Here is a 17,857-nt window from a genome sequence, read left to right on the forward strand (position 1 = left end):
GCTTATCCCCTTCCCAGCGGGCGTGGTTCGCCCAGATAGAATCCTTGCAACAGATCAGCCCCGGCATCGATGGCAATGGCGTGCTGAGCTTTTGTTTCAATCCCTTCCACTACCACCGTGGCTTCCAGCTCGTGCAGCAACTCCACCAACTTGGGCAGTGCCCGCTGCAGACGCGGCGATGTCGCGGCCTGGGCAATCAAGGCTTTATCCAGCTTGACCACATCGGGCTCCAGCTGCCACAAGCGGTCCAGATTGGCGTGACGACTGCCAAAGTCATCAATGGCAATGCGGTAGCCCACGCTGCGATAGTTGTTCACGGCCTCGCGCACCCGGCTTAATTCGCCCGGCGCGATTTCATCCTCGACGATTTCCAGCACGATCTGCTCCGGTTGCCAGTTCAAGGTCTGCAGCACGCGCTCAAACACCACGCCGTGGCGCTCGACACCGGTCAGCAATTGCGGATGCACGTTCAGATACAAGCCCGTCAGGCCGGTCTGGAAAGTGGCGTAGTTGTACAAATGCAGCGTGCGCGCCAGCCGGTCAAACGAGATCAAGCGGCCATGTGCCACCGCTGCCTGAAATGCGGCTTGTGGCGACATCGGCTTGCTGCGGGCCGATGCGCGCAATAGCGCCTCGTGCCCCTGCACGTTCCCTTTCGCATCAAAAATCGGCTGGAATACGCTGTTCAAGGCCAAGCCCAGCGCCCGCACGCCAATGCCGCGAGCACCGTCGACATTGAACTCGGCCTCAGGCCAGTCCTGGCGAACGAAATCGGGCAAAGGCATGGCTAATGCGCCAGGCAAGGAGGTAAAGCCGGTCATGGATATCTCATTGGTTCTACAACAACTGCAAACAGCGGCCACAAATCGGCGGCGAAAAAAAGCCAGGCCCACAGGACCTGGCTGGCAGACCGTTGGCGTGCAGTGCGGGCGGTCTTACTTGTTGGGTTGCGGGGTCAGGCGCAGATAAGGACGTACGGCACGGTACCCTTTGGGAAAGCGCTGTTTGATTTCGGCTTCGTCTTGCAGCGAAGGCACGATCACGACTTCATCACCGTCTTGCCAATTGGCTGGCGTGGCTACTTTGTAGTTGTCGGTGAGTTGCAGTGAATCGATCACCCGCAAAATTTCATTGAAGTTACGACCGGTCGAGGCCGGGTAGGTCAGCGTCAGCCGGATCTTTTTGCTCGGATCAATGATGAACACCGTGCGCACCGTGGCATTGGCCAGCGAGTTCGGGTGGATCATGTCGTACAGCGAGGCCACTTTTTTGTCGGCATCGGCAATGATCGGAAAGTTGACCCGGGTGTTTTGAGTTTCGTTGATGTCATCGATCCACTTGTGATGCGATTCGAGCGGATCAACGCTCACGGCCAACGGTTTGACGTTACGCTTTTTGAATTCGTCCGCCAGCTTGGCGGTGTAACCCAGTTCGGTGGTGCACACGGGCGTGAAGTCTGCCGGGTGCGAAAACAGCACAATCCACTTGTCGCCAGCCCACTCATGAAAATGAATCGGGCCTTCGGACGAGTCTTGCGAGAAATCGGGGGCGACATCGCCCAGACGCAGAGTCATTGCGGTACTCCTTCAATTTCATTGATTTTCAGTGCTGGCATGCACTATCAGCACCGCCCTCGCGGATGCCCCGATCTTGCGATCACGGCATCCGCTACCTGCTTATAGTCTGTTTTGCGGCTTAGTGTGCGTTGTAGATCTGGTCGAAAACGCCACCATCAGAGAAGTGGGTTTGCTGGGCTTTGGTCCAGCCGCCGAACACGTCGTCGATATCAAACAGCGCCACTTTCGGGAACTGGTTGGCGTACTTGGCGTACACATCCTTGTCGATCGGGCGATAGAAATTGCGGGCGGCAATCTCCTGGCCTTCCTTGCTGTACAGGTACTTCAGGTATTCCTCGGCCACTTTGCGGGTGCCCTTCTTGTCGACCACTTTGTCCACCACGGCAACCGGCGGCTCGGCTTTGATCGAGATCGACGGCGTCACGATGTCAAACTTGTCAGCACCGAATTCTTTTTGCGACAAGACGGCTTCGTTTTCCCAGGCCAGCAATACATCGCCTAGACCACGCTGGGTGAAGGAGATGGTCGAACCGCGCGCGCCGGTATCCAGCACGGGCACGTTCTTGTAAACCTTCTGGATGTAATCCTTGGCTTTTTCATCGGTACCGTAGGTCTTCTTGGCCCAGCCATAGGCCGCCAGATAAGCCCAACGTGCGCCGCCGCTGGTTTTCGGATTGGCGGTAATTACTTTCACGTCGCTACGAACCAGATCGGTCCAGTCTTTGATTTTCTTGGGATTACCTTTACGTACCAGGAACACGATGGTGGAGGTATACGGCGTAGCGTGATCCGGCAGTTTGGCTTGCCAGTCCGGCGCCAGCAGCTTGCCTTTGTCGGCCAGCACGTCGATGTCATAGGCCAGTGCCAGCGTTACCACATCGGCCTGCAGGCCATCGAGTACCGAACGCGATTGCGCGCCGGAGCCACCATGCGACTGGCGAATGGTGACGTCATCACCGGTTTTGGCTTTGTAGTATTTGGCGAAGGACTTGTTGTAGTCCTGGTAGAGTTCACGGGTCGGGTCGTACGACACGTTGAGCAATTCATAGCTGGCGGCCAGCGACGAGGTGGCGGCAAAAGCGAATACGAGCGAGGTCAACAACGGCTTCAACTGCATGGCGGCGATCCCTTAGGCTTGTTTTTTATTAGAACAAGCCGAAGTCTGCCAGTTAGTTATTTAGGCGTGAAAGACTAATAAACTAAATCGTAATTCCATTTAGAAATATACGAAAATTTCGCGCTCCAGCACGATATGACACGCCAGCCTTGGCAGCTCTGGGCTGTCAGGTAAAGTGCGTGGCGCAGAGGGCGCCATCAGCCCGGCGCGGATCAACACATTGCGTTCAATCCCGCCCAATTGCACCGGGCGCGGCTGGCCTTCGTGCAGCAAGCGCACCACGCACGCGCCGCAGGTGCCTTGCCCGCAGCGCCAGGCCATGGGCAGCTTGCCCGCCGCCACCTGGTCGCGCACCACGTCAATCAACCGCTGACCCGGCTCACCCTGGACTGTCAGCGGCTGTGCCAGTTTTTCTGAAGCAAACGTCACTGCGGGCATGGGTGGTTATCCTGAGCGAATGCTTGGACGATCAAGTTATGGCTTCTTGTACGCCACGCAATCGACTTCAACCTTGCAGTCGATGACCATGCTCGACACCACGCAGGCGCGCGCGGGCGGGTTCTCGCCAAAGTATTCCTTGAACACTTTGTTGAACGACTGGAAGTCACGCGGATCGTCCAGCCACACGCCACAGCGCACCACGTGTTCCGGGCCGTAACCGGCTTCTTGCAAAATCGCCAGTACGTTCTGGATGGTCTTGTGTGATTGCGCGACGATGCCGCCTTCAATCACTTCACCGTTTTCCATCGGGGTCTGGCCAGAGACAAACAACCAGCCATCCGCGCCTGCCGCACGGGCAAACGGCAGGTGCTGACCACCAGTACCGGTGCCGCCACCTACGCCATACCGGGTGATATCGCTCATGGTTTCTTTCCTTTTTCAGTTACACACATCAATCAGGTATGGGCAGCATCAGGCCGCCAATACGCTCAATCCACTTCAATCTGGCCGGAGATATCCCGGAATCAACCCGCGCCGCCTACTCTTCCCCGCGCCAGAAACGTCCCGGCACGCTGGCCGGTCGGCTGCTTGTTTTGTGCCGACAACACGCCGTTCACCCACACTGCGGCAATCCCTTCCGCCGGTTGCAGCGGGTCGGTAAATGTCGCGGCATCGCGTACGGTTTCGGGGTCGAATAGCACCAGATCCGCCCAATATCCTGCGCGGACAAAACCACGTTCGGCCAATCCAAAACGCTCTGCCGACAAGCCGGTCATTTTGTGGACGGCTTCCGGCAATTCAAAAATCTGTTGTTCGCGGCAGTAGTACCCGAGCACGCGCGGGAATGCGCCCCACAAGCGTGGATGCGGCAACGGGTCGTTGGGCAGACCATCCGAGCCCACTGCGGTGGCCGGGTGGCGCAGTACATTGCGCACATCAGCCTCACTCATGCAGTGATACACGGCGCCCGCCGGTTGCAGCCGCTTGGCCGCTTCGATCTGCTCCACCCGCCATTCCGCGGCGATTTCGGCCAGCAATTTGCCGCCCATTTCCGGGTGGCTTTGCGACCAGGTGACCAGAATGTCGATCTCGTCGGTGACTTGTTTCAAATCCAGGGTGGATGAGCTGGCGGTATACGGATAACAATCACAGCCGACCACTTGATCCTTACGCGCTTCGTCCAGCGCCTTGAGCACATCTACGGTGCGACCCCAGTTTTCGACGCCAGCGCATTTAAGATGCGAGATCACCACCGGCACGCGGGCGTGTTTGCCGGTCTGGAAGGCTTCGTCCATGGCGTCCAGAATCTCGGCGAACTCGCTGCGCAGATGCGTGGTGTAGATACCACCAGCATCAGCCAACGGTTCTGCCAGCGTCATGATTTCCTGCGTACTTGCGGCATAGGCATTGGCATAGGCCAGCCCGGTGGATAACCCCAACGCGCCGTGATCCAGCGCCTCGCTCAACTGCGTACGCATGGCCGCGGTTTCTTCTGGCGTAGCAGTGCGATCCAGCGTGCTCATATGGTTTTGGCGCAAGGCGGTGTGGCCAATCAACGCAGCGACGTTGACCGAAGGCTGCGCCTGATTCACTGCATCCACATACGCACTGAAAGTTGGATATTGAAACGCCTCGGCGGTACCCAGCAGGTTCATCGGGTCCGGCGGATCGCCCTTGAGCGTCACTGGCGACGCGCTGATGCCGCAGTTGCCGACAATCACCGTCGTCACGCCTTGCGAGAGCTTGGGCCACATTTGCGGCTGACGAATCACGTTGGTGTCGTCGTGGGTATGCACGTCAATAAACCCGGGGCTGAGCACCTTGCCGTTGGCATCAATGGTTTGGGTTGCTTGCCAGTCTCGCAGCTGGCCGATGGCGGCGATGCGGCCCTCGTTGATAGCCACATCAGCCGGGTAGGCGGGCGCGCCACTGCCGTCGACAATCCGCGCGTTGATAATCAGGGTTTCACACTGGTTCATGCCGCTACTCCTTGCTTGTTCTTGCCCAAACTTCGCGACCGATAGATCAATCGCCCAGCGGCTGGCGGTCATCGCCGCCACGGCTGGTATCGAGCACGTATTTGATCCGCCGCAATAGCTCCTGACTCTGGTCGCGCTCCAGCAAAGCCACTTCGGTGGCCAGAATATCCAGCGCCATCAACATCGCGTAACGCGAACTGGATGGTTTGAACACAAAGTCCGTTTCCATGGTCTGGATCGGCAATAGGTGGTCGGCCAACTTGGCCAGTGGCGATCCCAATGCGGTAATCGCCACCACCCGCGCGCCGTATTCGCGGGCGATGGCTACACTGGCCAGTAACTCCGGCACCTGGCCGGTGACTGAAAATGCCAGCACCACACTTTGCGTATCCATGGTGGCGGCAACCACACGCTGCAGCACGGCGTCTTGATATGTGGCCACGGGCACGCCCAGGCGCACCAGCCGGAAACGCGCCTCGTCAGCGACTACAGTGGAACCACCACCCATACCAAATGCATAGACCATGCGCGCGTTGCCAACCGCGCTAGCCGCCTTGCGTACTATGTCTAGATTGATTAACTCGCGATTGGCCTGCAGCAGCGCCACGATGTCTTGGTACACCACATCGGCACTGTTGGCAGGCGCGTCAGAACGTGGCTGCAAAAAACGGGTGCCGATAGCGCTGGCCTGCGCCAGGCGGCGTTTGAGTTCGCGTACGTCCGCGCAACCCAGCACCTTGGCAAAGCGCGTCACACTGGCTTTACTCACCCCGGCTTGTTCGGCCAGCGTATCAATACTGGCGGCACTGGCGGCGGCCAGATCAGACAGGATCAGCCGCGCCACTTTTTGCTCGGATACGCTCAGCTCGCCACTGCGTTCAGCAATGCGGGTAACGATGTCGAAGGTGGGTTCCATGTACGCCGCTGATCTAGTCAGGAAGGTTTTGGGCTTGACTGTTACTTTATAACAGATCAGATTTGAAGGTAACACGATCTTGCGTTGCTGATTGTTCTATCTCCTGATAAATGGTGGATTCAATGACTGATACAAACTACCAAAGTGGCATGATTGATCCGCTCAACAAAGGGCTGGGCGCACTGGATGCACCCATTTCTCCAGCTGCCGCCACCGGCTTGGGCTGGCGCTTGCTGGACGAAGAAATCAGCCTGCCCGCCGCCGTGCTGTATGAAGATTTGATCCAGCACAATCTGCAGTGGATGCAGCAATTTGTCAGCGAGTACGGCGCCAAACTGGCGCCGCATGGCAAGACCACCATGGCGCCCAAGTTGTTTGCGCGGCAAATCGCCGCTGGTGCCTGGGGCATTACCCTGGCCACGGCGCATCAGACGCAAGTGGCCTATCAACACGGTATTCGCCGGGTGCTGATGGCCAATCAACTGGTCGGCCGCCGCAATATGGAGATCGTGGCCGATCTGCTGCGCGACCCGTCCTTCGAATATTTCTGTCTGGTCGACTCCGCCGCCGGGGTCAATCTGTTGGGGCAGTTTTTCAGTGAGCGCGGCCAGACGCTACAAGTGCTGCTGGAACTGGGCGTAGCCGGTGGCCGTACCGGCGCACGTGATGTCACGCAGCAAGCCGAAATTATCGCCGCCCTTGCCCGCTGGCCGGATGCGCTCAAGCTGGCCGGGGTTGAAGTCTACGAAGGCGTGCTGAAAGAAGAAGCCGATATCCGCGCCTTTTTGCAGCGCGCCGTGGGCGTTGCCCGTGAACTGGCCCAAAGCGGCTGGATCAAGCGTTACCCCGCCGTGTTGTCCGGTGCCGGTTCGGCCTGGTACGACGTGGTGGCGCAAGAGTTCTCCAAAGCCGATATTGGCATGCCGCTGGACGTGGTGTTGCGACCCGGCTGTTATCTGACCCATGACGTGGGCATTTACAAGGCAGCGCAGGCGCAAATCCAGACCCGCAATCCGATTGCGCGCAAGCTGCGTTCCAGCCTGAAACCGGCACTACAACTGTGGGCTTGCGTGCAATCCATCCCTGAACCAGAGAAAGCCATCATCGCACTGGGCAAACGCGACGCCGCCTTTGATGCCGGCCTGCCTACCCCGGCGCAACGCTATCGCCCCGGCAGCGCGGCACCGGTTGCTGTTCCGGCGCACTGGCTGCTGACCGGCATGATGGATCAGCACGCCTATATGCAAATCCAGCCCGGCGATGATCTGCAAGTGGGCGACTTGATCGCCTTTGATATCTCCCACCCCTGCCTGACCTTCGACAAATGGCGGCATATCCCGGTGCTGGACGCCGATTTTAGGGTTGTCGATGTAGTCCAGACCTTCTTCTGATCAGAATCTGCCAGGAAATGGCCGTCATTCGCACTACGACAAACAGCCCGGCGCAATTTGGCCGGGCTGTTGTACAACTACGGTGCATCCCTGATACACGACAAACTTTGCAAATGTTAACGTTAACATTTGCTGAAAATCATGGTGTTATAAAAACCGGCCGCCCAGAGCTGGATGGCAAGTACGGATCGTCGCCGCAATCCTGACGCAAAATAATTGTGCAGGTTTTGCATGAAAGGTGACGCAAACCAACTACAAAGGCTGAAGGAGCCAAATCCTTTACCAGCCAATTAGCAGGAGTCGATTCAAATGGTGCAGGGAAGCATGCTGCTGATTTACGCCCTGGTGGCGATTGTGGCGCTGATCGTTCTGATCGCGCGCTTCAAGATGAATCCGTTTATTACCTTGTTGGTGGTGTCATTTGTGCTGGCCGTTTCGGTCGGCATGCCCATGACCACCATCGTCAAATCGTTTGAAACGGGGGTTGGCAATACGCTGGGGCATATTGCGCTGGTGATTGCGCTGGGCACCATGCTCGGCAAGATGATGGCCGAATCAGGCGGCGCGGAGCAGATCGCGCTGACGCTGATTCGCTGGTTCGGTGAGAAAAACGTGCACTGGGCCATGGTGACCATTGGCTTGGTCGTGGGTCTGCCGGTGTTCTTTGAAGTCGGCTTTGTGTTGCTGATCCCGATTGCCTTTAACGTTGCCAAACGCACTGGCTCGTCGATGGTGCTGGTCGGTATCTCGATGGTGGCTGGCTTGTCGGTGGTGCACGGTTTGATCCCGCCTCACCCTGCGGCTTTGCTGGCGGTGACGGCTTATCATGCCGATATCGGCAAGACCATTTTCTACGCCTTGATTGTCGGTATCCCGACCGCCATTCTGGCTGGCCCGGTGTTTGCCAAACAGATCAGCAAGTACGTGAAGCTGGATGGCGAAAACCCGATGATGAAGCAGTTCGCGCAACAGCAAGCGCGTGAACTGCCTAGCTTTGGCATTACGCTGGCCACTATTTTGTTGCCGGTTGTGCTGATGCTGATCGGCAGTTGGGCTGACGTCTTCTTTGCCAAGGGCTCGCTGGGGAATGATTTCCTGCGCTTGATCGGCAATTCAGTGATGGCGCTGCTGATTGCCACGCTGGTCAGCTTCTGGACTCTGGGCTTTGCCCGCGGCCTGAGCCGCGAGACCATCCTCAAGTTCAGCAACGAATGTCTGGCTCCAACCGCCACCATTACTCTGGTGGTCGGCGCGGGCGGCGGCTTTGGCCGCATCCTGATGGATAGCGGCGTATCCAAGGTAGTGGTGGATATGGCCACCAGCGCGCATATCTCGCCGCTGCTGCTGGGCTGGATGGTGGCAGTGCTGATTCGCCTGGCTACCGGCTCGGCCACTGTGGCGATGACCACGGCTTGCGGCATCGTGGCCCCAATCGCCATGGCAGCCGGCGCACATGCTGAACTGATGGTGCTGGCTACCGGCGCGGGTTCGCTGATCTTCTCGCATGTGAATGACGGTGGGTTCTGGCTGGTGAAGGAATACTTCAACATGACCGTACCGCAAACGCTTAAAACCTGGTCAGTGTGTGAAACGATTATCTCGGTAGTGGCATTGTTGCTAACCCTGGCGCTGGCCACAGTGGTTTAACCCCATGCAGCAAACGGCCCGCCACGCAGGTGGGCCGCGTTTTTATCTGGAGCGGTAAGCATGATTCTGATCTTGATGGGTGTATCTGGCAGCGGCAAAACCACCGTTGGCCAACTGCTGGCGCAAAAACTGGGCTGCGGTTTCTCGGATGCCGATGTGTTTCACAGCGAATCCAATATTGCGAAGATGCACAACGGCATCCCGCTAACCGACGACGACCGCTGGCCCTGGCTGGCGTCGATCCGCGCCGCCATCGAGGACTACCGCGCCCGCGGCATCACCCACGTGTTTACTTGCTCCGCGCTGAAGGAAATCTACCGCGAGAAGCTGGCCCATGCCGGTGAGAGCGATATTCACTTTGTGCTGCTTAATGGTTCGGTTGCGCTGCTGCAGCAGCGCCTCGCGCAACGCAAAGGCCACTTCTTTGACCCGCACCTGCTGCAAAGCCAGATTGATATTCTGGAGATTCCGGACAACGCGATTGTGGTCGATATCGCCCCAGCGCCGGATGAAATTGCCGATGAGGTTTTGCGGCGGTTGAAGTAGATTTTTGGTGGCCTGCGGCGAATTGGTCGCCGGACAATATCTTGTGAGAAACCCGGCTTTGGCCGGGTTTTTTGTTTGTTGTTGGCAGCGGCTATCTACTACCACACCGAATTCTGCCCAGGGGACCGCCGAGGTCAGGAGTGACGACGTGATGGGTGTGCCACCGGGCCTTTGCCTTTGCTTCCGCCACAAGCATACCGCTCTGTAAATCACGCCGACCGAGAGTCGGAGACCCAGGCTCCGACCGACCGAGGGAACGCAGGATGCGCGCAGAGATTCCTGGCCAACAGTCTGTTCGTTTCGGCTTTTGACCTTGGCCCCCGTCAGGTGCTTGCACCCGGGTCGCCTTTCTTTTGGTTTCTTTTCTTTGGCGACGCAAAGAAAAGAAACGTGCTCCCGGGCACCCCCGGGTATCAAATGCCTTTAAAACCCCGTGCCAAAGGCACTAACAAAACCACCGCAACGGCGAGTTATACCCGGCCTACATTCCCGCCAACGTCCCTCCCACACCCGCAAATCACCAAATCCGCAACACATCTCCCCAATCAAACACCCCTATTACCGATCATCCCGGTTGCCCAACCTCTCATCATCTTGCTATCTGTAATGTAACTGGCATCATTGCGCTATATCAGGACGTCATGATGGCGTCACAAAACATAAAAACAAAACAACTCACATAGCGGTACCACTCTGGAGGAGTTCTGCATGCGCATCGGCATCGTTACCGATTCCTGCTGCGACTTGCCACGTTCGTTCCTGGACGAACATGGCATCGTGATTCTGCCCATCACCATCCACGGCTCGGATGGACAAACATTTCTGGATAGTCGAGATCCACAAGCGACCCAGGCGTTTTATCGCGACCGCCTTACTGGTGGCGCTACCGGATTTGAATCGTCACCGTTTTCCACCGATGAAATCCGCAAGCTGTTCCTGGACAAATTGGTGGTCGAATTCGATTACGTGTTTTGTCTGACGGTGATGTCCAGCCGCAGCCGGATTCACGAATACGCCACGCAAGCGTCATTGAGCATTCTCAATAGCTACAAACCCATCCGTGAAAGCGCTGGCGTTACCGGGCCGTTTTCCCTGCGCGTGTTTGACAGCAATAACCTGTTTACCGGGCAAGGGCTGATGGTGGCCGAGGTGGCGCGGATGGCTGCGGCGGAGAGTTCCACGCTGGAGATCATCCGTCATATCGAGCGCCTGCAAAAAACCACGCAAGCGTTTTTGATTCCGGAAAATCTCGGCCAGTTGCGCACCCAGGCGCGGCGCAAAGGCGACAAGAGCGTGGGTCTGATGTCTTACATGATGGGTTCGGCGCTGGATATCAAACCGGTAGTGCGTGGCTTCCAGGGCGATACGCAACCAGTTGGCCGCGTGCGCGGGTTTGAAGCTGGTGTGCAGAAACTGTTTGATCTGGCCGTCACGCATATCGAAAGCGGGCTGGACGCACCAACCATCTGCGTGAGTTACGGTGGCGATCCGGCACGGGTTGCGGCGCTGCCAGGCTTTAGCAGACTGGAAAAAGTCGCCCGCCAGCATGAAGTGCGAGTGCTGGTGTGCGAGATGAGCCTGACTGCCGGGGTGAATATCGGCACTGGCGGGGTTTCCGTGGCATTCGCTTCGCCGCGCGAAGCCACGCTGGACTAAGACCCGGCAACGTTGGTCATCGCCCGCGCCAGTCACAGGCCCGAGGCGGTTGTTAATTGCGCCGGATAATCCGGTCTGCGGCAACTTTGCGGCCTGCTGGCTGGCCCATTGCGGCCTTGTGCTGCAGATAGCCGGTCAGCGCTTGCAGATCCAGCACCGGCGTGACCACGCGGTCTAACCCATCGCGAAACACGGTCACGCCGTCTCCCCCTTCCGCCAGAAAGTCGTTCATCACCACGCGGTAGTTTTGCTCCGGCTCAATGGGATGCCCGTGAAGCATCATTGAAGTGGCGTCGATACGTTCGTTGATGGGCAGACCCGCATCCCAGGCATAGCTGAATCCACTTGATACCTGCATGACATGCGCGGTGGAGGCCGTCAGCACCCATTGCTGTTCCAGCGCCGACTTGATCTGCGCACCGGTCAACGTCATCACCACCAGATTGTTATTGAACGGCAGCGTGGCAAAGGCATCGCCAAAATTGACGGTCTGTTGCGGATTGGGCAAAGCATGCGGCAAATCGTCGCGCATGGTGCCGCGATTCAAAAATACGATCTGCGTGCCGTAGATTTTGGTGGCCGACAGATAAGCATCCGCCACCAGATCGCCCAATGGCGCTTCGCCCGTATCCGGATGCATTTTACCGGCGCGCACGACCTGCTCGACGGCCAGTTTTGCGACGGTCTGGCGCGCGGCGGGCTCAGTCAGCGCTTCGGCGCGAGCCACAATCCCCTGCATGGCCGGGTCGGCGGGCAAGCGGGCCGGGTCGACCACCAGGTTCACCGAGCGCTGGCGGATTTCCTTGCCGGTGACCGGGTCGATGGTCAGCGTGATACGGGTCAGCAAGTGGCCGTAGTCTTCCGCTTGCGTCACCAGCTTGTGGTCTACCCGGCATTGGTAGCCGCGATGGGTGTGACCGGAGATCACCGTATGCACGTCCGGGTCCAGCCGTTTGGCAATGCCGACAATCTCGCCGGTCAAGGTATCGCAATCGCTCACGTCAAAGCGCTGACGGGTGTCGCCGCCTTGGTGAATCAGGGCCACAAAAACCTTGATGCCCTGTTTGCGCAGTTGCGCCACGGTGCGGTTGATGGCCTCGGCCTCATCTTCAAAACGCAAACCGGCAACGCCATCGGGTTCGACAATCAGCGGCGTGGATTTGAGCACCGCGCCAATAAAGGCGATGGGTACGCCGTGGGCCTCGCGGATCACGTACGGTGGCAACAACGGCTGGCGCGTAACGGTGTCGATGACGTTGGCGGCGATCCAGCGAAATTTTGCGCCGCTGTAACCAGGCTGATACTTGCAGGCCCGCTGCGCTTCGTTTGACTGGCAACCGCCGTTTTGCATGCGCAGCAGTTCATCGCGGCCCCGGTCCAGTTCGTGGTTGCCGAGCGCACTGAACTCCAGCCCGAGCTGGTTGAGTGCGTCAATGGTCGGCTCGTCACGCAACAGCCCGGAGGTGAGCGGACTGGCCCCGATCAAATCGCCGCCGCCGACAAATATTAAATGCGGATTGCGGGCGCGTTCCTGGCGCACCATGGCTCCCAGCGCGTCTATGCCACCCGCAGGAATCATCTTGCGACTGCCATCGGGCTGCGGCGCGTAAAACGGCGTGGGCAGCAGATTGCCATGCAGATCATTCAAGGCAAGGATTTCGACCTCAAACGGTTTGCCCGCCACTGGCATTTCGGAAGCCTGGGCAAAACGGGCCAGGAAAATGGCACAACAGAAAACAGCGGTCAGAAGCGAAAAGCGCATGGCGGCAACGAAGCAAATCCAGATCAGACGTGGGTCAGTGGTTGATAACGGATCAACAGACAAAAACCGGGAGCCAGGCCACCGCAAATTGTTGCAGCAGGAATGGCTCCCGAGATGAAACGGCAAATCCCTTAGGTGCTATGGGTACTGGCTCAGTCCAGATAGCCGATGCGGGTGGGTTTCAGGTCCGCATCAAAGTCGTAAATCAGCGGTGCACCGTTGGGAATTTCCACCCCCATGATGTCCGCATCAGATACGTTTTCCAGGTATTTCACCAACGCGCGCAACGAGTTGCCGTGCGCGGCAATCAACACATTCTTGCCCTCGCGCAGCGATTGCGAAATGTGCGATTCCCAATACGGCAGCACCCGGAACACGGTGTCTTTCAGGCATTCGGTCAGCGGCACTTCTGCGCGTGGCGCTCCGGCGTAACGCGGATCGCCAAACACATCGCGCTTGTCGCCAGGTTCCAGCGCCGGCGGGCGCACGTCATAACTGCGACGCCAGATGCGTACTTGTTCATCGCCGTGCTGCGCCGCTGTTTCGGCTTTGTTCAGGCCAGATAGCGCGCCGTAATGACGTTCATTCAGTCGCCAGTCGATCTGCACCGGAATCCACATGAGATCCATTTCGTCCTGGATATGCCACAGCGTGCGGATCGCCCGTTTCAGCACCGAGGTATACGCAATGTCGAACGTGTAACCCGCCGCTTTCAAACGTCGCCCGGCATCCCGTGCCTCGGCCGCGCCTTTTTCGGTGAGATCGACATCAATCCAGCCGGTAAAGCGGTTTTCCAGATTCCATTGCGATTCGCCGTGGCGAACAAGTACCAGTTTGGCCATGAGGTTCTCCGGTGAGAGGAATATGCGCGGGCAGTCGCCTTGCGGCTACCAGTGGTCCAGGACTTCAAGAATAGCAGGCAAGCGCAGTTTGACGCAGCCTGGCGCATGCAGTTCGCCAATCCGGCTTATTTACGGGACCTCTCCTGGCGACCAGGCCGAAGCCGACCTCAGTAATGCGGCGGAATTTCGTCGGCCAGTGAAGTCGGGCGATAGTTTTCCAGCGTGCGCACGTTGCCTGCCAGCTCCCGCAAATCTTGCTGCAAGCGGCTGATTTGTTGCGATTGCTCGGCCACAATTTTATTGAGCGTTTCGAGCAGGTCGTCTTGCAGGGCGACCTTGATTTCCAGTTCAGTGATACGCGATTCCATAAATGCCTCCGTCTTCAAGCTTTGAGGACGCGATTCTACGGCCAGGATTACGGTTTGAGCGGAATGGTTTGCCCGCTCACCGCCACCACCGCAATGGCGTTATCCGGGCTGCCATCCACCACTTTGTCCGAATACGTCAGATAAGCCAGCGTATTGCGTTTGGCATCTACCAACCGCACCACCCGTACATGTTTGAAGATAAACGACGCTCCTTGCTTGAAGACTTCTTCCTGCTTGGGGATAGGCTTGAGAAACTTGATCTCGCCCACCTGGCGGCAAGCCACCGAGAACCGCGACGGGTCTTTGGCCATGCCCACGGCACCGCTCAAGCCACCGGTTTTGGCACGCGACACGTAGCAAGAAATGCCCGAAACGGAAGGGTCATCAAAGGCTTCGACCACGATCTTGTGGTCCGGCCCGACCAGCTGGAAGGCAGTATCGACCGAGCCGATTTCTTCCGCCCACGCACCCATGGCAATCGCTAGCAAGAGCGTGCCACTTGCAATGGCAAACCAGGTTTTCATTGTCACGTCTCCAGTGGTTTTTGCCAGCATACCTGCGCCACGGCGACGAATATATGAATGCGCTATCGGCGGCATCGCAAATACAAAAAAAGACTGGCGTCGCCGTCAGTCTTTTTATGCCGCTTGATCTGGGGTATCTGTCTCGCCTGTATGGCTGACCCTTTACATCTGACCCGCTTGTTGCTGCTTTTGCATGGTCGGTACCGGCATGGGCGTGCTGTTCTTCTCCCATGGCGGCGGACGGCGCACGGCGCCTTGTGAACCACCGGCGGTACCGCCACCGCCCATGCCATCGGCCCAACTGCTTGTCGGGATAGCCAAGGTGGATAGAAGAGCCAGAGTGAGTGCGACTTGCTTCATGTGATTTCTCCAGGAAACCCGAAGGTGCAGCCACATCAGGGAGGGATATCCAGTCTGCGCTGCTATAGCTTTAGTCGCCTTGGCATGCGAGTTCTATCCGCCGTGACCGCAACGGCCCGCCAAACGGCAGGCCGAACCGCAGACGTAAAAAAACCGGCCCCCCTGCGGGAGGGACCGGTCCAAGTCGCGTGCAAAAGATAACCAGGATTGCTACTGCAATGTTTCTATTCCGTCCTCTTAAAGCCTGTGGTTTCGTCGCTAGGACAACGTTGCCACCGGCTTTTAGCCCTTCACCCCGCCCGATGTCAGCCCGTTCACCATCCACTTCTGCGATAACAAAAACAGCAGCGTAATGGGCAGGCCAGACAAAATTGCAGCGGCGGCAAAGTCGCCCCACAGATAGTTCTGTGTGTATAAGTAAAGTTTTGATCCCACAGCCAGCGTGAGATTTTGTTCCTGGTGCAACAAAACCGACGCCACCGGATACTCAATAATGGCGCCAATGAATGCCAACAGAAATACCACAATCAAAATGGGTACCGCCATAGGCAACAATACGTAGCGAAACGTTTGAAAATGGCTGGCACCGTCCACCAGCGCGGCTTCTTCGATTTCGACTGGAATCGTTTCAAAGTAGCCCTTGATGGTCCAGATATGCAGCGCCACGCCACCGGCATAAGCCAGCACCAGACTGCCGTGGCTATCAATGCCCAGCCACGGCACGTAATTGCCGATCTGGTCAAAGATGGCGTAGATGGCGATCAGCGACAGCACCGACGGAAACATCTGCATCAAGAACAAGGCATTCAGGCCAAACTTGCGGCCCACAAACTTGAGCCGGGCAAAGGCATAGGCGCAAGTTGTGGACAACACCAGCACCACCACGGCGGTCATCAGCGCCACCTTGCAGGAGTTCCACAGCCAGTGCAGCACCGGGAACGGCGGGTCAACCTGATGCCCGAACTGGTCGATGTACGAAAAGCCCAGCGCCAGCTTCCAGTGCTCCAGACTGATGTGATCCGGAATGATGCCGCCAGCAGCAAAGTTGCCGGAGCGCAATGAGATCGACACGATCATCAAGAACGGAAACAAACACAGCGCAATAAACGCGATGAGGGCAATGTGAGTCGCAGCAACGCGTCCGGTATGACTTTTATCCAGCACCATGGCCATGGTTTATTTCCTTTCCTGCACATTAACGCGAGTGAGCTTCAGGTTCAGCAGCGACAGCGCGCCCACCAGGATGAAGATCACCGTCGAGATCGCTGCCGCCAGGCCGAAGTTCTGGCCCGAATCCTGGAAGGCAATGCGATAGGTGTAGCTCACCAGAATGTCGGTCGCACCGGCTGGCGTCATGCTGTCGGCAAAGTCCGGACCGCCCGCAGTCAGCAGCGAGATCAGCACAAAGTTGTTGAAGTTGAAGGCGAAACTCGCCAGCAACAACGGCATGATCGGCTTGGCAATCAGCGGCAGGGTAATGCGGGTGAGGTTGGTCCACGCGCCGCCACCGTGAATGGCTGAGGCTTCATACAAGTCGCTCGGGATCGATTTGATCAGCCCCATCACCAACAGCATGATGTACGGATAACCCAGCCAGGTATTCACCAGCAGCAACATGGCGCGGGCGAGCCACGGGTTGGAGAACCATTCCGGCTTGATGCCAAACATGGCGTGCAGCACGTAGTTGATCTCGCCAAAGTTCTCGTTGAACAAGCCTCTGAAGATCAAGATCGAAATAAACCCCGGCACGGCATAAGGCAGGAACAAGGCCACGCGGTAGATACCGCGAAACTTGAGCGATTCCCAACTCAAAGCCACCGCCAGCAAGAAGCCCACCACAAAGGTCAGCAACACAGTGCCTGCGGCAAAACAGACGGTCCAGACAAAGATTTTAAGCAGCGGACCACGGAACTGGCTGCTGGTAAACAACTGCACAAAGTTGGCCAGACCCACTTTGACGGTAAAGCCTGGCGTGACTTTCTCGCCAGCGGCGGTTTCATAAAAACCGGTCTTGATATTGGGCTTGAGCACATCGCCCGTTTGCAGGTTCTTCAGCGAGCCATCTGCGTTCTGGCTGTACAACGGCGCAGAAGGCGAGACTTTGGAGAACCCTGAAATCTGGTATTTCGAGACGTGATCCGGCACCACAATGCGCAACTCTTTGAGCGCGGGCTGCATGGCGATCACGGCGCGAATGGCGATCTTCTCGCCTGCGGGTGCAGCGTTGGCCGGGTAGACTTTGAGTTCAACCGGTTTGCCAGTGGCGTGGTCCAGATTGACGCTGTCGCTCACCCAGTTGTGGCCATCGGCGGAACTCAGATAAATGCGGGCGTCGGCACCGGCCGGGTAAATGGCCATATCCAGCGCGTCGCCGCCAGCGGAATAGGTCTGATCCAGAAAATAGCGGGTGACACGATCAAACGTCAGCAGATTGGTAGAACTGTAATTGGTAAAGCCGATGCTCACGGTATAGGCGGCCGGGAACACCACAAAAACGAGTGCGGCAAATACACCGGGGTACAGATAGCGCCATGGATACAGACGCGGCGAGCTGAGCAGCCAGATCGATGCCGCCAGGATCACGGTGAACCCCATGGCTGTCCAGGTATGCCCGGCGGTGTAGACCGCCACAATCAGCCATATCGAGGCCAGTATCAACAGCAGCCCCAGTGCAGGGCCGGCCCAGCGGGCCAGTTTGCTTTGCATTTCCGTGTTTCCTTGCCGGCTCTAC

The 17,857-nt window shown here is 57.7% G+C and carries 18 protein-coding genes; 4 read left to right on the forward strand and 14 right to left on the reverse strand.

Annotated elements, in window-relative coordinates:
• Window positions 1-2: 2 nt before the first annotated feature.
• The 7 genes from N7220_RS08765 to N7220_RS08795 all read right to left on the reverse strand — a co-directional run bounded on the left by N7220_RS08765 (window position 3) and on the right by N7220_RS08795 (window position 6,030).
• On the reverse strand, window positions 3-821 hold the full coding sequence (locus tag N7220_RS08765) for an EAL domain-containing protein (protein WP_283151071.1): 819 nt from the start codon (window positions 819-821) through the stop codon (window positions 3-5).
• 114 nt (window positions 822-935) lie between these two features.
• Window positions 936-1,574, reverse strand: coding sequence for a peroxiredoxin (locus N7220_RS08770; RefSeq protein WP_283151072.1), 639 nt, complete (start codon window positions 1,572-1,574; stop codon window positions 936-938).
• A 121-nt stretch (window positions 1,575-1,695) separates the two neighbouring features.
• Complete coding sequence (locus N7220_RS08775; RefSeq protein WP_283151073.1) at window positions 1,696-2,694, reverse strand: sulfate ABC transporter substrate-binding protein; 999 nt, start codon at window positions 2,692-2,694, stop codon at window positions 1,696-1,698.
• 99 nt (window positions 2,695-2,793) lie between these two features.
• The gene (locus N7220_RS08780; protein WP_283151074.1) at window positions 2,794-3,132 is read right to left on the reverse strand and encodes a 2Fe-2S iron-sulfur cluster-binding protein; all 339 of its coding nucleotides are present in this window, start codon (window positions 3,130-3,132) and stop codon (window positions 2,794-2,796) included.
• A gap of 36 nt (window positions 3,133-3,168) precedes the next feature.
• On the reverse strand, window positions 3,169-3,558 hold the full coding sequence (locus N7220_RS08785; protein WP_283151075.1) for a RidA family protein: 390 nt from the start codon (window positions 3,556-3,558) through the stop codon (window positions 3,169-3,171).
• 101 nt (window positions 3,559-3,659) lie between these two features.
• Complete coding sequence (locus N7220_RS08790; protein ID WP_283151076.1) at window positions 3,660-5,114, reverse strand: N-acyl-D-amino-acid deacylase family protein; 1,455 nt, start codon at window positions 5,112-5,114, stop codon at window positions 3,660-3,662.
• A 46-nt stretch (window positions 5,115-5,160) separates the two neighbouring features.
• Complete coding sequence (locus N7220_RS08795) at window positions 5,161-6,030, reverse strand: MurR/RpiR family transcriptional regulator (protein WP_283151077.1); 870 nt, start codon at window positions 6,028-6,030, stop codon at window positions 5,161-5,163.
• Between the two features lie 122 nt (window positions 6,031-6,152).
• On the opposite strand from N7220_RS08795, the gene N7220_RS08800 reads away from it, so the two are divergent.
• The 4 genes from N7220_RS08800 to N7220_RS08815 all read left to right on the forward strand — a co-directional run bounded on the left by N7220_RS08800 (window position 6,153) and on the right by N7220_RS08815 (window position 11,270).
• Window positions 6,153-7,421, forward strand: a complete 1,269-nt coding sequence (locus tag N7220_RS08800) for an amino acid deaminase (protein ID WP_283151078.1) — start codon at window positions 6,153-6,155, stop codon at window positions 7,419-7,421.
• Between the two features lie 309 nt (window positions 7,422-7,730).
• Window positions 7,731-9,068 (forward strand): GntP family permease, encoded by a 1,338-nt coding sequence (locus tag N7220_RS08805; protein ID WP_283151079.1) that lies wholly within the window; start codon window positions 7,731-7,733, stop codon window positions 9,066-9,068.
• Window positions 9,069-9,128: 60 nt separating this feature from the next.
• On the forward strand, window positions 9,129-9,614 hold the full coding sequence (locus N7220_RS08810) for a gluconokinase (protein WP_283151080.1): 486 nt from the start codon (window positions 9,129-9,131) through the stop codon (window positions 9,612-9,614).
• A 708-nt stretch (window positions 9,615-10,322) separates the two neighbouring features.
• On the forward strand, window positions 10,323-11,270 hold the full coding sequence (locus tag N7220_RS08815) for a DegV family protein (RefSeq protein ID WP_283151081.1): 948 nt from the start codon (window positions 10,323-10,325) through the stop codon (window positions 11,268-11,270).
• Window positions 11,271-11,322: 52 nt separating this feature from the next.
• Here N7220_RS08815 and N7220_RS08820 read toward each other — a convergent pair whose 3' ends face one another.
• The 7 genes from N7220_RS08820 to malF all read right to left on the reverse strand — a co-directional run bounded on the left by N7220_RS08820 (window position 11,323) and on the right by malF (window position 17,832).
• A complete protein-coding gene (locus tag N7220_RS08820; protein ID WP_283151082.1) occupies window positions 11,323-13,032 on the reverse strand; it encodes a bifunctional metallophosphatase/5'-nucleotidase in 1,710 nt (569 codons plus the stop codon).
• A gap of 152 nt (window positions 13,033-13,184) precedes the next feature.
• Window positions 13,185-13,874 (reverse strand): 2,3-diphosphoglycerate-dependent phosphoglycerate mutase, encoded by a 690-nt coding sequence (gene gpmA, locus N7220_RS08825; protein ID WP_283151083.1) that lies wholly within the window; start codon window positions 13,872-13,874, stop codon window positions 13,185-13,187.
• Between the two features lie 167 nt (window positions 13,875-14,041).
• Complete coding sequence (locus N7220_RS08830) at window positions 14,042-14,242, reverse strand: SlyX family protein (RefSeq protein WP_283151084.1); 201 nt, start codon at window positions 14,240-14,242, stop codon at window positions 14,042-14,044.
• Window positions 14,243-14,289: 47 nt separating this feature from the next.
• Window positions 14,290-14,766, reverse strand: coding sequence for a CreA family protein (locus N7220_RS08835; RefSeq protein WP_283151085.1), 477 nt, complete (start codon window positions 14,764-14,766; stop codon window positions 14,290-14,292).
• A 162-nt stretch (window positions 14,767-14,928) separates the two neighbouring features.
• Window positions 14,929-15,126 carry a hypothetical protein gene (locus N7220_RS08840; RefSeq protein ID WP_283151086.1) on the reverse strand — a complete coding sequence of 66 codons (198 nt, stop codon included), beginning with the start codon at window positions 15,124-15,126 and terminating at the stop codon, window positions 14,929-14,931.
• A gap of 282 nt (window positions 15,127-15,408) precedes the next feature.
• On the reverse strand, window positions 15,409-16,299 hold the full coding sequence (gene malG, locus N7220_RS08845) for a maltose ABC transporter permease MalG (RefSeq protein WP_283151087.1): 891 nt from the start codon (window positions 16,297-16,299) through the stop codon (window positions 15,409-15,411).
• A 3-nt stretch (window positions 16,300-16,302) separates the two neighbouring features.
• Window positions 16,303-17,832, reverse strand: a complete 1,530-nt coding sequence (gene malF / locus N7220_RS08850) for a maltose ABC transporter permease MalF (protein ID WP_283151088.1) — start codon at window positions 17,830-17,832, stop codon at window positions 16,303-16,305.
• Window positions 17,833-17,857 lie beyond the last annotated feature (25 nt).

Origin of the sequence: Silvimonas soli (assembly GCF_030035605.1) — a bacterium.
Classification (GTDB): Bacteria; Pseudomonadota; Gammaproteobacteria; order Burkholderiales; family Chitinibacteraceae; genus Silvimonas; species Silvimonas soli.

Bases quoted from the DNA above. Each gene is read 5' to 3' on its own strand.
- N7220_RS08765 (WP_283151071.1), bottom strand. From the start codon at position 821: ATGACCGGCTTTACCTCCTTGCCTGGCGCATTAGCCATGCCTTTGCCC.
- N7220_RS08770 (WP_283151072.1), bottom strand. From the start codon at position 1,574: ATGACTCTGCGTCTGGGCGATGTCGCCCCCGATTTCTCGCAAGACTCG.
- N7220_RS08775 (WP_283151073.1), bottom strand. From the start codon at position 2,694: ATGCAGTTGAAGCCGTTGTTGACCTCGCTCGTATTCGCTTTTGCCGCC.
- N7220_RS08780 (WP_283151074.1), bottom strand. From the start codon at position 3,132: ATGCCCGCAGTGACGTTTGCTTCAGAAAAACTGGCACAGCCGCTGACA.
- N7220_RS08785 (WP_283151075.1), bottom strand. From the start codon at position 3,558: ATGAGCGATATCACCCGGTATGGCGTAGGTGGCGGCACCGGTACTGGT.
- N7220_RS08790 (WP_283151076.1), bottom strand. From the start codon at position 5,114: ATGAACCAGTGTGAAACCCTGATTATCAACGCGCGGATTGTCGACGGC.
- N7220_RS08795 (WP_283151077.1), bottom strand. From the start codon at position 6,030: ATGGAACCCACCTTCGACATCGTTACCCGCATTGCTGAACGCAGTGGC.
- N7220_RS08800 (WP_283151078.1), top strand. From the start codon at position 6,153: ATGACTGATACAAACTACCAAAGTGGCATGATTGATCCGCTCAACAAA.
- N7220_RS08805 (WP_283151079.1), top strand. From the start codon at position 7,731: ATGGTGCAGGGAAGCATGCTGCTGATTTACGCCCTGGTGGCGATTGTG.
- N7220_RS08810 (WP_283151080.1), top strand. From the start codon at position 9,129: ATGATTCTGATCTTGATGGGTGTATCTGGCAGCGGCAAAACCACCGTT.
- N7220_RS08815 (WP_283151081.1), top strand. From the start codon at position 10,323: ATGCGCATCGGCATCGTTACCGATTCCTGCTGCGACTTGCCACGTTCG.
- N7220_RS08820 (WP_283151082.1), bottom strand. From the start codon at position 13,032: ATGCGCTTTTCGCTTCTGACCGCTGTTTTCTGTTGTGCCATTTTCCTG.
- gpmA (WP_283151083.1), bottom strand. From the start codon at position 13,874: ATGGCCAAACTGGTACTTGTTCGCCACGGCGAATCGCAATGGAATCTG.
- N7220_RS08830 (WP_283151084.1), bottom strand. From the start codon at position 14,242: ATGGAATCGCGTATCACTGAACTGGAAATCAAGGTCGCCCTGCAAGAC.
- N7220_RS08835 (WP_283151085.1), bottom strand. From the start codon at position 14,766: ATGAAAACCTGGTTTGCCATTGCAAGTGGCACGCTCTTGCTAGCGATT.
- N7220_RS08840 (WP_283151086.1), bottom strand. From the start codon at position 15,126: ATGAAGCAAGTCGCACTCACTCTGGCTCTTCTATCCACCTTGGCTATC.
- malG (WP_283151087.1), bottom strand. From the start codon at position 16,299: ATGGCCATGGTGCTGGATAAAAGTCATACCGGACGCGTTGCTGCGACT.
- malF (WP_283151088.1), bottom strand. From the start codon at position 17,832: ATGCAAAGCAAACTGGCCCGCTGGGCCGGCCCTGCACTGGGGCTGCTG.